The sequence below is a fragment of the Alcanivorax hongdengensis A-11-3 genome (assembly GCF_000300995.1).
Lineage (GTDB): Bacteria > Pseudomonadota > Gammaproteobacteria > Pseudomonadales > Alcanivoracaceae > Alcanivorax > Alcanivorax hongdengensis.
Genome location: NZ_AMRJ01000021.1, coordinates 1 through 14,724, shown reverse-complemented (window position 1 = coordinate 14,724; position 14,724 = coordinate 1). Strand labels below are relative to the sequence as shown.

The 14,724-nt window shown below is 59.4% G+C and carries 17 protein-coding genes; 12 read left to right on the top strand and 5 right to left on the bottom strand.

Translation table 11 applies throughout. From position 1 onward, the window contains the following. The first annotated feature begins 70 nt into the window (after positions 1-70). Genes arfB through A11A3_RS12435 form a run of 5 tightly spaced genes read left to right on the top strand, consistent with a single transcriptional unit; the run spans position 71 to position 4,028 of the window. Entirely contained in the window at positions 71-487 is a 417-nt protein-coding gene (gene arfB, locus A11A3_RS12455; RefSeq protein ID WP_008929663.1) for an alternative ribosome rescue aminoacyl-tRNA hydrolase ArfB, read from the top strand. A 22-nt stretch (positions 488-509) separates the two neighbouring features. After that, positions 510-1,172: a lysophospholipid acyltransferase family protein gene (locus tag A11A3_RS12450; protein WP_157375683.1), complete on the top strand. Its 663-nt coding sequence runs from the start codon at positions 510-512 to the stop codon at positions 1,170-1,172. Continuing rightward, the gene (locus A11A3_RS17290) at positions 1,156-1,758 is read left to right on the top strand and encodes an START domain-containing protein (protein ID WP_008929661.1); all 603 of its coding nucleotides are present in this window, start codon (positions 1,156-1,158) and stop codon (positions 1,756-1,758) included. Before A11A3_RS12450 ends, A11A3_RS17290 begins: the two co-directional genes overlap by 17 nt. Beyond that, positions 1,682-3,055: a hypothetical protein gene (locus A11A3_RS12440; protein ID WP_008929660.1), complete on the top strand. Its 1,374-nt coding sequence runs from the start codon at positions 1,682-1,684 to the stop codon at positions 3,053-3,055. Before A11A3_RS17290 ends, A11A3_RS12440 begins: the two co-directional genes overlap by 77 nt. 16 nt (positions 3,056-3,071) lie before the next feature. Continuing rightward, positions 3,072-4,028 carry an NAD(P)-dependent alcohol dehydrogenase gene (locus tag A11A3_RS12435; RefSeq protein WP_008929659.1) on the top strand — a complete coding sequence of 319 codons (957 nt, stop codon included), beginning with the start codon at positions 3,072-3,074 and terminating at the stop codon, positions 4,026-4,028. Between the two features lie 6 nt (positions 4,029-4,034). On the opposite strand, the gene A11A3_RS12430 is transcribed toward A11A3_RS12435, so the two are convergent. Continuing rightward, complete coding sequence (locus A11A3_RS12430) at positions 4,035-4,943, bottom strand: LysR family transcriptional regulator (protein WP_008929658.1); 909 nt, start codon at positions 4,941-4,943, stop codon at positions 4,035-4,037. Between the two features lie 112 nt (positions 4,944-5,055). On the opposite strand from A11A3_RS12430, the gene A11A3_RS12425 reads away from it, so the two are divergent. Beyond that, positions 5,056-5,967: a DMT family transporter gene (locus A11A3_RS12425; protein WP_008929657.1), complete on the top strand. Its 912-nt coding sequence runs from the start codon at positions 5,056-5,058 to the stop codon at positions 5,965-5,967. A gap of 25 nt (positions 5,968-5,992) precedes the next feature. On the opposite strand, the gene A11A3_RS12420 is transcribed toward A11A3_RS12425, so the two are convergent. Next, positions 5,993-6,448 (bottom strand): hypothetical protein, encoded by a 456-nt coding sequence (locus A11A3_RS12420; RefSeq protein ID WP_008929656.1) that lies wholly within the window; start codon positions 6,446-6,448, stop codon positions 5,993-5,995. A gap of 23 nt (positions 6,449-6,471) precedes the next feature. Next, positions 6,472-8,661, bottom strand: a complete 2,190-nt coding sequence (locus A11A3_RS12415; RefSeq protein WP_008929655.1) for an OsmC domain/YcaO domain-containing protein — start codon at positions 8,659-8,661, stop codon at positions 6,472-6,474. Between the two features lie 269 nt (positions 8,662-8,930). Between A11A3_RS12415 and A11A3_RS12410 the strand changes: the two genes are divergently transcribed. Both A11A3_RS12410 and A11A3_RS12405 read left to right on the top strand, forming a co-directional pair. After that, positions 8,931-9,395, top strand: coding sequence for a bacteriohemerythrin (locus A11A3_RS12410; RefSeq protein WP_008929654.1), 465 nt, complete (start codon positions 8,931-8,933; stop codon positions 9,393-9,395). Positions 9,396-9,467: 72 nt separating this feature from the next. Further along, positions 9,468-10,325, top strand: a complete 858-nt coding sequence (locus A11A3_RS12405) for an alpha/beta fold hydrolase (RefSeq protein ID WP_157375681.1) — start codon at positions 9,468-9,470, stop codon at positions 10,323-10,325. An 83-nt stretch (positions 10,326-10,408) separates the two neighbouring features. Here the strand turns inward: A11A3_RS12405 and A11A3_RS12400 are convergent, their stop codons facing one another. Then, on the bottom strand, positions 10,409-10,690 hold the full coding sequence (locus tag A11A3_RS12400; RefSeq protein ID WP_008929652.1) for a putative quinol monooxygenase: 282 nt from the start codon (positions 10,688-10,690) through the stop codon (positions 10,409-10,411). 458 nt (positions 10,691-11,148) lie between these two features. Here A11A3_RS12400 and A11A3_RS12395 point away from each other — a divergent pair, with 458 nt between their 5' ends. Then, positions 11,149-11,655, top strand: coding sequence for an ankyrin repeat domain-containing protein (locus A11A3_RS12395; protein ID WP_008929651.1), 507 nt, complete (start codon positions 11,149-11,151; stop codon positions 11,653-11,655). A gap of 91 nt (positions 11,656-11,746) precedes the next feature. Here A11A3_RS12395 and A11A3_RS17490 read toward each other — a convergent pair whose 3' ends face one another. Beyond that, positions 11,747-12,742 carry a GlxA family transcriptional regulator gene (locus A11A3_RS17490; RefSeq protein WP_008929650.1) on the bottom strand — a complete coding sequence of 332 codons (996 nt, stop codon included), beginning with the start codon at positions 12,740-12,742 and terminating at the stop codon, positions 11,747-11,749. Positions 12,743-12,972: 230 nt separating this feature from the next. Between A11A3_RS17490 and A11A3_RS12390 the strand changes: the two genes are divergently transcribed. The 3 genes from A11A3_RS12390 to A11A3_RS17485 all read left to right on the top strand — a co-directional run bounded on the left by A11A3_RS12390 (position 12,973) and on the right by A11A3_RS17485 (position 14,714). After that, positions 12,973-13,623 (top strand): putative quinol monooxygenase, encoded by a 651-nt coding sequence (locus A11A3_RS12390; RefSeq protein ID WP_008929649.1) that lies wholly within the window; start codon positions 12,973-12,975, stop codon positions 13,621-13,623. Between the two features lie 362 nt (positions 13,624-13,985). Next, the gene (locus A11A3_RS17775; protein WP_157375677.1) at positions 13,986-14,294 is read left to right on the top strand and encodes a hypothetical protein; all 309 of its coding nucleotides are present in this window, start codon (positions 13,986-13,988) and stop codon (positions 14,292-14,294) included. Positions 14,295-14,405: 111 nt separating this feature from the next. Continuing rightward, positions 14,406-14,714, top strand: a complete 309-nt coding sequence (locus A11A3_RS17485) for an AAA family ATPase (protein WP_083851758.1) — start codon at positions 14,406-14,408, stop codon at positions 14,712-14,714. Positions 14,715-14,724: the final 10 nt, after the last annotated feature.

The window sequence follows — 14,724 nt, the reverse complement described above, 5'->3', positions numbered from 1 at the left end:
CGCGGGGAGGCGCCGTTTTCACCCGCGCTTCACTGCCCTTGTCCGGTAACCGGTGTACCATGTCGGCACTATGCTAAAAGTGACCGCAAACATTGATATCCCCGACCACGAAATCGACATGCAGGCCATCCGTGCCCAGGGTAGCGGCGGCCAGAATGTGAACAAGGTGGCTTCCGCCATTCATCTGCGTTTCGATATTCGTGCCTCTTCATTGCCGGAGCGCTACAAGGAACGGCTGCTGGCCATGAGCGACCAGCGCATTACCAGCGATGGCGTGGTGGTGATCAAGGCGCAGCAGTTTCGCACCCAGGAGATGAACCGGGAAAACGCCCTGGCCCGGCTGTCGCAGCTGATTCAGAGCGTTACCGTGGAGCGCAAGACGCGCAAGCCCACACGCCCGACCCTGGGCAGCCAGCGTCGCCGGGTGGACAACAAGAAGAACCGCGGCAAGATCAAGGCGCTGCGCGGCAAGGTGGACAAGGATTAACGCCCTGCGCCATGGCCTGCTGTTGTTGCGCAGTGCCATCGCCTTTGTGCTGCCGGCCCTGGTCGGCATGATCGTCTTTGTGCTGTCCCTGCCATTGGGTCGCCGCCGTGCGGCCAACAACGGCATCTATCTGGTCACCCGGCTTGGCCTGATGCTGGCCGGCATCCGCTTGCAGGTGCAGGGCGATGCAGCGTTGTTGCGCCAGCGCCCGGCGGTCTATGTGATCAACCATCAGAGCGGCACCGACCCGATCATCATTGCCTGGCTGCTGCGCCGGGATATCGTCGCCATCGCCAAGCATGAACTCTGCTACCACCCGCTGCTCGGGCCCATGATGCGCATGCTGGGTGCCGTGTTCGTCAAACGCGAACAGGGCGTCGGCCCGCAGGTACTGGCACCGCTGTTGCCGAAGCTGGCCCGCGGCTATGCGGTGGGCCTGGCCCCGGAAGGCCGCCGCAGTCGCGATGGCACCTTGCAGCCGTTCAAGGGCGGTGCCCTGTGGCTGGCGCAACAGGCCGGCGTGCCGCTGATCCCCATCGTGCTGCACAACAGTGGCGACATCCTGCCGGCCCGGGGCCATCTGATCCGGCCCGGCACCGTGCGTGTCACCCTGCTGCCACCGGTGCCGGCTACCCTGACGGCGGAGCAATTACAGAAGGTGTTCGCCGATGCGCTGGCTCGCTAGTGTTGTGCTGTTGTTGGCCATGCCGGCCTGGGCGGCGGTGACCCGCACCGCCCTGCCCGGGCCGGACCGCTTTACCCTGGAAGCCACCCTGCCGGTGTCCCGCGCGGCACTGTTGCCGATGCTGGAACAGCCCTGCCAGGTGCGCCAGTGGATGCCGCATCTGCGCGACATTCGCATCCTGCACCGTCTTGGCCCGGACCAGACCCTGGTCTACATGGCCCGCGAGGGTAGCTGGCCGGTCAGTAACCGGGATGCCATCACCCTGTTTCGTCGCCAGGCCGGCGAGCCGCTGGTGCTGACCATGGAAGGCCAGCCGGATGTGCTGCCCGCCCGGCCCGGCTACGTGAGGATGCCGTATATCAAGGGCAGCTGGACCCTTTATGATCAGGGCAGGCGTACCCGGGTGGTCTACCGTCAGCGGCTTGATCCCGGTGGCAGCCTGCCCCAGTGGCTGGCAGACAGTGTCGCCGGTAACCATATCGAAGAGACCCTCAAGGCTCTGGAGCACTATGTTCGTGATCCGCACCCTGATGCTTGTGCTGTTGACCGGCCTGCCGATGGCGGCACTGGCCAGCCCCTGTGGTGAATGGTTTTTCCAGCTGCAGCAGGCGTTTGCACGGGCCGGCATTGACGATGCCCAGGCACGCACGGTGCCCGGCTATCCGCACCTGGGCATCAATCGCTGGCTGGCCTTTCTGAAAAACGAAGCGCACAGCGACGCCCAGCAACAACAGTGGTTGCGCCTGTCCGCGGCCAAGGCCTGGCAGGATCAGCAGCTGCTGTTGCAACGGCTGCCCCCGGCCCGGCGCCCGCCGGCGGACCAGCCCGCCGATACCCTGTTGGCACAATGTCTGCCGGCGCTTGCCGCCGACACGGATTTTGCCGCCCTGCCGGCGGTGACCGTGCCCGACAGCTATTCCCGCTGGCAGCGGGTGCTGGGGCTCTACCCGCTCACCGCCTGGCTGGCCAGCGGCTCGATCCAGGCCTATCACGATGACATGAGCGCCCGCTTCCAGGCACCGGTCGCCGCGCCGACGAGGCTTTATTCACCGGCGCCGGCGAGCGGCCCGTTACCGGCGCCGGATAGCCTGGCCGACAATCCCCTGCGATTGCCGTTGCCGGATGCCGCACAGACCCGCGCCCTGCTGCAACACTATGCGCCGGTGCTGGCGGTGGCGGACAGCCAGCGCTGGAACCAGCCCGGGCAGATTCGCATGGGCCATGACAGCCCGCAGGTAGCACCCCCCGCCACCGCCTATTACTGGCTCAGCTGGACCCGCTTTCGTGGCCAAAACCTGCTGCAACTGAACTACGAGTTCTGGTTCAGCCAGCGGCCCAAACGCGGCGCGCTGGATCTGTATGGCGGCAAGCTCGACGGGCTGATCTGGCGCGTCACCCTGGCTGGCGATGGCCGGGTGTTGTTCTACGACAGCATTCATCCCTGCGGTTGCTATAACAAGGTCTACCCGGTGGACCCGGGCCTGCGTGAAGCGGACATGGACGGTGACAGGCCGGTGTTCTATCCGCAGCCGGTGACCGACGCGGCCACACAAAGGGTCATGGTGCAGCTGCAACCGGATGTGCATTATGTGGTGCGAGTGGCGCCGCTGGCCGAGGGGCTGCCGGTGCAACGCTATGGCTTGCGGCCCGCCGACAGCCTGCGGGCGATACAACGCCCGGACGGCACGGTGACCAGCCTGTTCAATGACAAGGGGCTGGTGCCGGCCTCGCGCCGCAGCGAGCGGTTTACCCTGTGGCCGCTGGGCGTGCCCTCCGCCGGCACCATGCGCCAGCCGGGCAGCCATGCCACCGCCTTCAAGGGCAAACGCCATTTCGATGACCCGCGCCTGCCGGACACCCTGTTCCGGCCAGCCGCACCGTGACCGAGGGAGTCAGACCATGAAAGCTGTCACCACCACCGGATGGGGCCTGAAAGCCAGGCTTACCCTCACCGATCGCCAGGCGCCGACCCGACTGGGCGCCGAGGATGTGCTGGTGCAGGTGCATGCGGCCTCGGTGAACCCCAAGGACTGGAAGCTCAATTACCACGCGGCGGTGCTGGCCACGCCGTTGATGGTCAACCGCCTGCCGCCCTTTTTCGGCGATGACCTGGCCGGGGTGGTGATTGATCGCGGCAGCAAGGTCACCGACTTCGAGATTGGCGATGCGGTTTACGGTATGGACATGCGCCCGCGCACCGCATCACTGGCGGAGCAGGCGCGCATCAGCCAGAAACGCATCGCCAAAAAGCCGCAAAGCCTTACCTTCGCCGAGGCGGCCAGCATGCCACTGGCGGCGCAGACGGCCCTGCAGGGGCTGCGCAAGGGCGGTGGCCGGCCGGGCAGCAGGGTGCTGATCATCGGTGCCTCCGGCGGGGTCGGCACCTTCGCGGTGCAGATTGCCAAGGCCCTGGACATGCATGTCACCGGGGTTTGCAGCGGCCGCAATATCGACTTCGTGCGCGGCCTGGGCGCCGATGCCACCATCGATTACACCCTGGGTGATTATCGCCAGAGTGCCGGCGAGTTCGATCTGGTGTTCGATGTGACCTCCTACGAAACGCCGCTGACCTGCTCGGCGCTACTGGGCAAGCATGGCCACTTCATTTCCACCGGCGGCCAGGGCGTGTCCATGTTCGGCACCCCGGTCTATCGCTTGCTGGGCAAGAAGGCCGGTACCGTGGTGGTGGAATCCTGGCGTGAAGACCTGGAGACCCTCAACGCCATGGTGGAAAGCGGCCAGCTCAAACCCATTATCGACAGCGTCTACCCGCTGGCCGACAGCGAGGCCGCCTACCAGCGCAACCGTTCCGGCCGTTGCCGCGGCAAGGTGGTGATTGACCTGGCCGGTGACTGACCGGCGTCAGGCGGGCAGGTCCTTGTCCGCCACCCAGGCGAGTACGAAGTCGATAAAGGTTTTCAGCCGCGTGGGCATCACATCCCGGTCCCGGTAATAGAGATACAGGGGCCGGCGGATGCCCTGCCACTGTGGCAACACCGCCTCCAGCCCCTGGCTGGCACCGTCCGCCCCGAGAAAGAAATAACCCGGCACCAGGGCAATGCCCAGGCCGGCCCGGGCCGCCGCCACCGCTACGCCGATATCGTTCACCCGCAGTCTTGCCTGGGGGCTGAGCCGGTAAACCTCGCCGCTGTCATTGTGCGCCAGGCGCCAGTCGTCCATGGGGTAGGAGGCCAGCAGCGCGTGGTCATGCAGATCGCGCGGATGCGCCGGGGTGCCGGCCCGGGCCAGATACCCGGGGGCGGCGCAAAGGGCCACCCGGGTGGCCCAAACCGGCCGCGCCACCCAGCTGCTGTCGCGGGGCTCGCCAATGCGAAAGGCCGCATCGATATGCTGCTCGGTGAGGTTCTCGTACTGGTTGGACAGGGTCAGGTCCAGCTCGATCCCCGGGTAGGCCGCCATGAAATCGTTGAAGCAAGCGCCCAGCCAGTTCTGTGTCATGCTCACCGGCGCGGTGATACGCAGACGCCCGCACAGGCGGGTGTGCTGGGCATCCAGTTGCTGGCGGATATCCTGCAGTTCGCTGAGCAGTGGCGTGCAGCGCTGGTAATAATGCTCGCCCAGCTCGGTGAGCGCGAAGTAGTGGGCGTTGCGCTCCAGCAGGCGCCCGCCCAGGGCCTGCTCCAGCTGTTTCAGACGGCGGCTCAGGGTGGCCGGCGGAATGCCGGTGGCCTGGGCGGCGGCGCTGATGCCGCTGTGCTGCACCACCTGCTGGAACAGCTGCAGGTCATCCAGGGAAAAACGTGATTTCATATATGGAAATTAACTTGCCGATATTCGCTGTTTGATACCACAAATGGAATTTATAGGCTAACGCTCCCGTCGCCGATTGCCTGCGACGCCGACTGGCCAGGAGAGAGCCGCCATGAACCCGTTAACCGTTATCTGGGCACTGATCGTCCTCAGCACCCTGTTCTGGGGCAGCAACTTCAACGCCGCCCACGCCCTGGCCAGCGACCTGCCCGCGCTGACCGCTGCCGCCGAGCGTTTTGCCCTGGCCGTGCTGGTGTTCCTGCTGTTCCGGCTGTGGGCGGGCAAGCCGGAATCCCGCCTGCGCTGGCGCGATGCCGGCGTCCTGATTCCGCTGGGGGTGCTGGGGGTGTTCGGTTTCAACTACGCCTTCTTTGTGGCGCTACAGACCACCTCGGCGCTCAATGCGGCGCTGATCATGGCGCTGTCACCGCTGGTCTCGGTGCTGCTGTCGGTGGTGTTGCTCAATGCCCGCATCAACCGGGCCCAGGTGGCCGGCATCGTGCTGGCCTTTGCCGGCGTCACCCTGGTGATTACCGGCGGGCATGTCAGCCAGCTGCATGTGGCCGTGGGGGATTTGTGGATGCTGATGGCTTGCCTGGTGTGGAGCCTCTACAGCGTCGGTGCCAAGCGCTATGCGCCGCAGATTCCGCCCATGCAGTTCGCCCGCTGGACGGTCAGCATCGGTGCCGGGGTGCTGATCGCGGCGGCCCTGCTGCTGGAAACGCCGCTCACCACCCTGCAACAGGTGCCCATGCAGACCCACGGCCTGCTGCTCTACATGGCCATCTGCGGGTCGGTGCTGGCCTACGTGTTCTGGCTGAAAGGCGTGCACGCCATCGGCCCGGACAAGGCGGCCATCGCCTTCAACCTGGTGCCGGTGTTCACCCTGCTGGTGAACCTGTTGCTGGGCACCCTGCCGGAAGCGGCGCAGCTGGCCGGGCTGGTGATGGTGCTGGCCGGGGTACTGGTGTTCAACGGCAAGTTGGCCCTGCTGCTGCCGACCCGTCGTCGGGTGCAGGTATAAACCTGGTCAGGGTGCAGTTCCGTGATCAGGGTGATGTGGTCAGCAGCCGCACGGCGACACCGGTATCGCTGTCGCCGTGCGAGCCCGCCTGGTGGCCGCCAAACAGCGCGACCCACTCACCTTGATCCACGGTCACGGTTCCCTGGGCGCGGCTTTGTCCGGCAGGGGCGGTGTAGCGCCCGATAAACTGCAAGCGCCATGGCCCGGAGGGTCCTGACACCCTGTGCAGGGTGTAGCTCAGCGACAAGCCGTCGATGGCCAGATAACCGGGTTGGCCCGCTGTCACGCCCACGGCTAGTGACCGGGCCTCGGCCATGAAGCCGGGTAAGGGGCGGGGTGAGGGAGCCTCAGGCGAGCTCACCGCACACTCGCAGTAACGCACTTCCATCACCGGTGACGGGGCGGCCAGAGAGGCCGGGCCTGCCATGGTCAGGGCCGGCCACCCAAGCAGAGCGGCGGCGAGTCGTCTTGTCGTTTTCATCAACACTCCCTGTGTGAAAAACGTCAGGCCAGCCCGGCCCGGGCCGCCCGGGCGGCATGCAGTTTGCGGTAGCTTTCGATCAGGCGCTGGTGTTTCTCCAGCCCTTCCAGCGCCATGCTGGTGGGTTCCAGCCCGTGGAAGCGCACGCTGCCATCCACCGAGCCTTCCACCGCGGCCATGGTCTGCTGGCCGAACATGCGGGTCAGGTTGTGGCGGTAATCGTCCAGCGACAATTCCTCGTCCAGGGTGATTTCCAGCACCGCGCGCATGGCCTGGTAGAACAGGCCTCGCGCCACGGTGTTGTCGTTGTACTGCAGGAACATTTCCACCTGGTCCAGGGCATCGTCGAAGCGTTGCAGGGCCAGGTTGATCAGCAGTTTCAGTTCCAGAATGGTGAGCTGGCCCCACACGGTGTTTTCATCGAACTCGATGCCGATCAGGGTAATGATGTCGGTGTAGTCGTCCACCAGGCTGTCTTCCAGCCGCGCCAGCAGGGCGGCCAGCTGATCGTCGCTGAGGCGGTGCAGGTTGAGGATGTCTTCCCGGTAGTCCAGCGCCATGTTGGTGTTGTCCCAGACCAGGTCTTCCACCGGATAAACCTCGGAGAAGTCCGGCACCAGAATCCGGCAGGCCGGTGCGCCCAGTTCCTCGTACACCGCCACGTAGGCTTCCTTGTCCAGTTCCCTGAGGATGCCGAACAGGCGCGCGGCTTCTTCGTCATTGCCGCCGGAAAAGTCCCACTCGCAGAAGTCTTCATCGGCGCGGGCACTGAAGAATCGCCAGCTGACCACGCCGGTGGAATCGATGAAGTGCTCCACGAAGTTGTTGGGCTCGGTGACCGCCTGGCTGTTGAAGGTGGGCGGCGGCACATCATTGAGGCCCTCGAAACTGCGGCCCTGCAGCAGCTCGGTGAGGCTGCGCTCCAGTGCCACCTCGAAGCTCGGGTGGGCACCGAAAGAGGCGAACACCCCCCCGGTGCGCGGGTTCATCAGCGTCACGCACATGACCGGGAACTGGCCGCCCAGGGAGGCATCCTTGACCAGTACCGGGAAGCCCTGCTCCTCCAGCGCCTGGATACCTTCGACAATGCCCGGGTATTTGGCAAGCACCTCATCGGGCACATCCGGCAGGGCGATTTCTTCCTCGATGATGTGTTTCTTCACCGCCCGCTCGAAGATTTCCGACAGGCACTGCACCTGGGCTTCGGCCAGGGTGTTGCCGGCGCTCATGCCGTTGCTGAGAAACAGGTTCTCGATCAGGTTGGAGGGGAAGTAGACCGTCTCGCCATCGGACTGGCGCACAAAGGGCAGCGAGCAGATGCCCCGGTCCGTGCGGCCGGAATTGGTATCGATCAGGTTGGAGCCGCCCAGTTCACCCTCCGGGTTGTAGATCGCCAGGCAGTAATCATCCAGGATCTCCGGCGGCAGCGCGTCGTTGGGGCCGGGCTGGAACCACTTCTCGTTGGGGTAATGGACGAAGTCGCTGTGGGCGATCTCCTGGCCGAAGAACTGGTCGTTGTAGAAGAAGTTGCAGTTGAGCCGTTCGATGAACTCGCCCAGCGCCGAGCACAGCGCCGCCTCCTTGGTGGCGCCCTTGCCGTTGGTAAAGCACATGGGCGAGGCGGCATCGCGAATATGCAGTGACCACACATGGGGCACGATATTGCGCCAGGAGGCGATCTCGATCTTCATGCCCAGGGTTTCCAGGATCGCCGTCATGTTGGCGATGGTCTGCTCCAGGGGCAGGTCCTTGCCTTCAATAAAGGTGTGGTGGTCGGCGTCCGGCTCCACCATCAGCAGCGCCTGGGCATCCTCGTCCAGGTTGGCCACTTCCTCGATCTGGAATTGCGGCCCGGTCTGGATCACCTTCTTCACCGTGCAGCGGTCGATGGAGCGCAGAATGCCCTGCCGGTCCTTCTCGGAGATGTCCTCGGGCAACTGCACCTGGATGCGGAAAATCTGGTTATAGCGGTTTTCCGGGTCGACGATATTGTTCTGCGACAGGCGGATGTTGTCGGTGGGGATATCCCGCGCCTTGCAGTAGACCTTCACGAAATAGGCCGCGCACATGGCCGACGACGCCAGGAAGTAATCGAACGGGCTGGGCGCCGAGCCGTCTCCCTTGTAGCGGATCGGCTGGTCGGTGATGACGGTGAAGTCATCGAATTTGGCTTCCAGGCGAAGGTTGTCGAGGAAGTTGACGTTGATTTCCATGGCGGGCTACCGGATTGGGTATTGAAAGTGAAAGCCTGCGGCTCGGGCGCCATTATCCAGTTTTTGCCCCTCCCCGTCTTGAGGCAAGGCGGTGCCTTACCCCTTGTCGGGCAACACCATGTCCCGGCCTGCCCGGCTAATGGGTCTAAGCACCTCTCATTCTTAGATCACATGGGAATCAAACACCGTACAAATATTGATCTGCATCCAAATGCGCAACTCACCGCGCTGATAGCGTGAACCTCCACAGCACAAAGCGGAGAAGGATCATGCGTATCGTCTGGGGCCCGGAGTACGAACTGGGCATTCTGGTAATCGACCGACAGCACAAACGCATTGTCGACTACATCAACGAACTGGACCGCCTGGTGGGCCAGCCGGATGCCCGGCTGGGGGTGGACCGGGTGCTCTATGACCTGGTGGATTACACCGAATCCCACTTCGACTTTGAAGAGGCGCTGATGGAGCGGGCCGGCTACCGGGGCCTGGAAGAACACCACCGCCTGCACCGCCAGTTCACCTTCCATATCGAGTCCCTGCGCCAGCGCCACCGGCAAGGCGAAGACGTGGCCGAGGCGCTGCTACAGACCCTGCAGAAATGGCTGCTGAACCATATCCTCGAGGAAGACGGCGCCTACCGGGACGAGATCCGGGACTTTATCGACAGCATCGGCCGCGAACGGCTGGGCGGCTGGGTGAATGACACCGTGAGGAAGCATTTCCGGGTGACATAGGGCGCATGCTCACGCCGCGCTCCCTGATCCCCTGCCCTGGCGACCCGTGAAGCGGCGGTGTATTTTCTGCCCATGAATACACTTTTGCTTGGGGACCATGGGAGCCGGCGCCTTGGCTGGAATGAGGTTGGCAGCCCCTCCGGCATACCGGTGATTCATTGCCACGGGGGCTTGAGTTGTCGGCTGGAAAGCCGCTTCGCCGATCGGATCTGTAAGCGCCACGGCGTGCGCTGGATTACCGCTGACAGGCCCGGTATCGGCGCGTCGGATATCCAGCCGGGGCGCAAGTTGATGGATTGGGCCGAGGACATGGCCGCGTTGGCGGACCATCTGCAACTTGGCCGTTTTGCCGTGTCGGGCTGGTCCGCCGGCGGGCCCTATGCACTGGCCTGCGGTGCGGTACTGGGTCGCCGGGTAACGCGGATCGCCACCCTGGCGGGCATGGCGCCCCTGCGCCAGGGCGCGGATATCCGTGCCTTGGGTATGGCAACGGACCGTTTCCTGTTCCGCGTCAGCCCCCGGTCACCCCGGTTGGCAGCCCTGGGCTTGAGCGCGGCCCGCCAGGCGCCATCAAGACTATTGCGCGCCTCGATAGCAAGAATGCTGGCCAACGGGCCGGATGCCCCGTTCCTGCCAGCCACCCTGGTGGATCAGGTGACGGCCTCGTTCAGCGAATCCCTGCGACCGGGCGGCCTGGGCACGGCACGGGACTATGGCCTGCTGGCAGCGGATTGGGGCTTTAGCCCGGATCAGATAACCAGCCCGGTCAGTCTCTGGCATGGCCGCGACGATACGTTATTGCCCTTCGACCATGCCACGCGGCTGCAGGCAATGCTGCCGTCAGCATCGCTTCAGGCCTTGCCGGGGGTCGGCCATTTTCTGCTGCAACGCTGTCTTGATGATGTGCTTGATGAGCTGATGACCGGCTGAACCGGCCAAGGCTACATGGCCCCGCGCTTGCGACCCCCGGCGTCCGTACGATCCAGGGTCAGGCCCCATGCTCATGGGGCGATTCAGCGCTTTAGTGAGAACAACTGAATCTCGGGCCGGCCGGCCAGCAGATCCTTGAGCCCGCCACCCAGCTCGGTCATGTGATCCCGATGCGCGGCCACCGCCTGCTGGTCGGCGTATTGCTCATAAATCAGCACCGTATCCGGCTCTTCCAGAGACTGGTGCACCAGGTAGCAATGGTTGCCCGCTTCCTTCTCCACCTCGGTGGCGATGCGATTCATCTCGGCAACCAGGGCATCGCCCTGGCCCGGCCTGGCTTTCATGGTGGCGGTAATCACAATCATGCTGCTCTCCCGATAATTCGTCTGTGTTTTTATCCGCCCGCATCGTTACACACCCACCCACCCGCCTCCATGGTCGTCCACGTCAACCACAAGGCCGAAAGAGCCTCGCCATCCAGGTGATATCGCATAAATGTAAGAGATCGCTTACAGACAACACTGCCGTATTCGCAGAGGATACGGTGGAGGGGTTCAAACCGGTTGCAGGTTTTTTGCCGCCATAGGCGGTTTAGGACCCTTAAATGAATGCTGTCGCTATGTGCAGTGTTATTGGTTTGGGGAAAAGAAGACGTCAACATATTGAATTATACGGTGAGACAGGGTTGGTAACCTTCTGATATTTATGATTTCCCTCTTCATTATATAAATTTAATAACTGTGATATGACGCCGGCGCGTTCATTGGATATTCGAGCCGGCGTCCTAATACCTGTTATGCGCAAAGGGCGTCTGGAAGTTGCCATGGAAAATAAAGAGAAAAACAGGTCAATGCTTAATGCCGTAAGGCATGGCGATATAGAAAAAATCAAGGCAATCCTTGAGGAAGAACCAGGTTACCTTCATAAAATGACGCCTTTCGGATCTTGGCTTCATATCGCTGCCAGCGCTGGGCAACAGATGATAGCGGAGTATCTCATTGATCAAGGCATTGATATAAACATTAATGGAGGAGTCTCTGGCGGTAGCCCTCTCAATGCTGCTGCTCAAGAAGGCCAAAGGGAAATGGTTTGTTTTCTAATCAAAAATGGCGCGCTCTTCGATACAAGTGAGCCAGAACGTAATGCTCTTTTCTCCGCTATTTACGATGGCCATACAGACATCGCCCGAATCTTAGTGGAAGCTGGTATCGACACGTCTGTGAAGTACACGGGGCAGTCAATGAAGAATATGGGCGCATTGGAATTTGCAAAAGAAAGAGGCCACGCAGAGACCATTGCATACATGGAAATGGTGGCCAAGCTGGCATAACCAGTTGATGCAGTTCGTTCCGGGCCTTCGGCCCTCCACCGGACGCACTAAAGTGCGCCGCTGATCAAAGCGTTAGGCTAAAAGCTTAACTTTAATTATTGCGTCTTTGTTGTTGATAGTTGGAAGGTGTCATTTTTATTTTCTGCTTAAAGAGACGACGAAATACGCTATCGTCCGTATAACCCAGAGAAAGGGCGATTTCCTTTACGGACGTATTGGTGGTTGCTAACAATGTGCAAGCATGGCTTATTCTAACCCCGTCAATAAAGGCTTTGGGGGTTTCTCCGGTTAACTCTTTTAACTTACGATTTAGCGTACGTTCAGAAACAGCCATTATTTTTGCCAAATCACCAGCGCTCATGGTTTGGTAGTGTGCTTTACGAATGGTATATTCCGCTTTTGCCAGGAATGGATTGTTTGAAGCCTGATACCCCTCCGGCACATACAGGTTTTGAGATTTTGGTATCGCATCAACGACAGAAAAATCAGCCACAACCTTCGCCGTTTCAATACCAGCAAGCTTTTTCACTATATGCAATGCAATAGTGACCCAGGAAAGTGGGCCACCAGCAGTTATGATACCGTTATCATCAATTAATTCACTTGCCCATACCGCATTCGCCTTTGGAAATCGTTGCTTTAATTCATCATGTAACCACCACGTGGTAGTGCATTTTCGGTTATTAAGTAAGCCCGCCTCTCCAAGTGCAAATACACCGCTACAAGAGCCACACATGAGCGCTCCTTTTTTATATTGTGTAGCCAACCATGAGCAGGTAAGCATATCTGTAGTGGTTTTGGGTGGGTGTCCTTGACCATTTGGAATAAACCCCGGTACCAACACTGCATCGCAATGCTCAATTGAAGCAAAATCAGAGTCGACCTCAAAAATACGCCCATGCCCGTCAGTTATTGGCTGTCCATCATGATTCGCCAAAATCACGTTTGGGTGCCACTCCACCTTCGAAAGTGCTCCATCTCCAGACTTCTGCACAAAATGCAAACCACTTAATGCAAAGATATCAACCATGCCCATAAGCCCTGATGGCAAGGCGTTATTCACTGAAAGAATCACAATTGTCGTCATCCATACACTCCAAACAAATAATGGCAGATATTGCATGAATGTTGTCTTTTTTGCCACCTACTGGTCAAGCTGCGCCAAACCCTATAATGGCACCTCGATTTCAACATAGGGCGAATTTATGAAAACTTTCGATACTATGCGTAAAGCAAATATTTATCTAACTGTATTTATATTCATTTGAATGAATGTTTCTGTATCACGCTCAGAATGAGCCAAAACAGGAGAATATCATGAAAGAAGCAAGCTATATTCCATTTGAGGCCAAGTCTGGACAAGACAAAGAGCTAACTGCTTTTCTAAAGGAAGGCGCAACACTGGTCGCGCAAACTGAGCCCAATACATTGTATTGGTATGCGCTTAAAAAAAACGATGGCAGTTTCGGAATTTTTGATTTTTTTCCAAATGAAGCGGGCCGATCAGAGCACTTTGCAGGGAAAGTAGCAGCCGCATTAAATGCCAATGCAGATACGCTCGTAGCGCATGGTTGGGATAAGGGGGTTGTTGCTAATATTTCTAACTTTAGCGTTTTATCCTATAAAAAACCTGACGCAGACTTAGAAAATGCAACAAGCGCAACTTATATATTGTTAAAAGCCCAACCAGGAAAAGAGCAAGAATTACAGCAGCTATTAATCGGAGCCGCATCTGTTGTCGCACAAACTGAACCAAAAACGTTGTTATGGACATCACTTAAATTAGATAGCAACACTTTTGGTATTTTTGATACCTTTGCTGATGAGCGTGGAAGAGAAGCTCACTTTGCCGGGAAAGTTGCTGCTGCCCTCAAGGCCCAAGCGGATGATCTTGTCGTTGGCGGCTGGGATAACGGTGTTCTAAACAACATTCATAATTTTGAGATTATTGCAGAAGCTGGCAAATAATTTTGGTCTTCTAGGGAGCCTCTGAATAACTCCTTGCGTACTCAGCGTGGCCTGGAGCGTGCAGCTGTTGAGTCTTGTCTCGACGGTAAGGGTGGTTCCCTTTCCTAGAGGCAAGGCGCAGCAGATGTGCGCTCCAGGCCACGCCCTTCGGGTCTTTCAGGCTGGCCCGCACTCGTTGTTGCGCTTTTTCAATGGATGGACATACACCGTCAAAACCGCGCCTAGATTGCGAACCAGCCTGAAAGACTGAGCATGCAAGGAGTTATTCAGAGGCTCCCTAGCTTGTTTGCTCACAATTAGCCTAACAAAGTGTTCAACTGGACCCAGCTACGCTGGGCCAGTTAACACGGCGTTAAATTTATATGGATGCATCGAAAACTAGCGCACTAATTGCTGGAGCTACAGTGGCAGCAACTGGAACCGTAGTTGAAGCCAACAATTTGCCATTTTTTTTAGTGGCTTTAGTGTTTTTCCCTTCTGGTCTCGTCTTCGTTATCGGTTTTGAAATCTGGCGAGAGTGGGCAAAGGGTGAGCATATCAGCGGCTTTCCGATAGGGCCAAAAGATAAGGAGGGCTGGGCCATTTACGGTCGAGCAGGGCTTCGCATGATTATATGGTTCATTGGAGCAGGAATAACTGGATTGGCGTTATCTGCATGGCAAAACCTTTAACAAGGCCAGGCACGCTCGCCGGTAGAGCCGGCTGGACTCCCCAAAGCTTTGCTTTGGCTCGCGTGCTGGCGACGTTATGCGTATTGAGACCCGTTCAGAACGGAGAGCACAGTGCTGAAAGCGTTTGAGAGAATTCACAACTTCGGTGTGTTTAATGATTACTCCCGTCCCGGAGGCTTGGAAGATTTTACCGAGCTAAATCTGATTTACGGCTGGAACTACGCAGGAAAAACCACCCTGTCGAGGGTGCTTCGTTCAGTGGAGACACAATCGCTACACCCTGACTACAGCGGCGCACGCTTTGAAATATCAACGAACGACAATTCCTCGATTACAGAGTCCTCTCTTTCAACGAGTTCGGAAAAAATTAGGGTCTTTAACTCGGACTTTGTGAAGCCTTGGGGTCAGATACCCTCTTGAATTTCAAGCC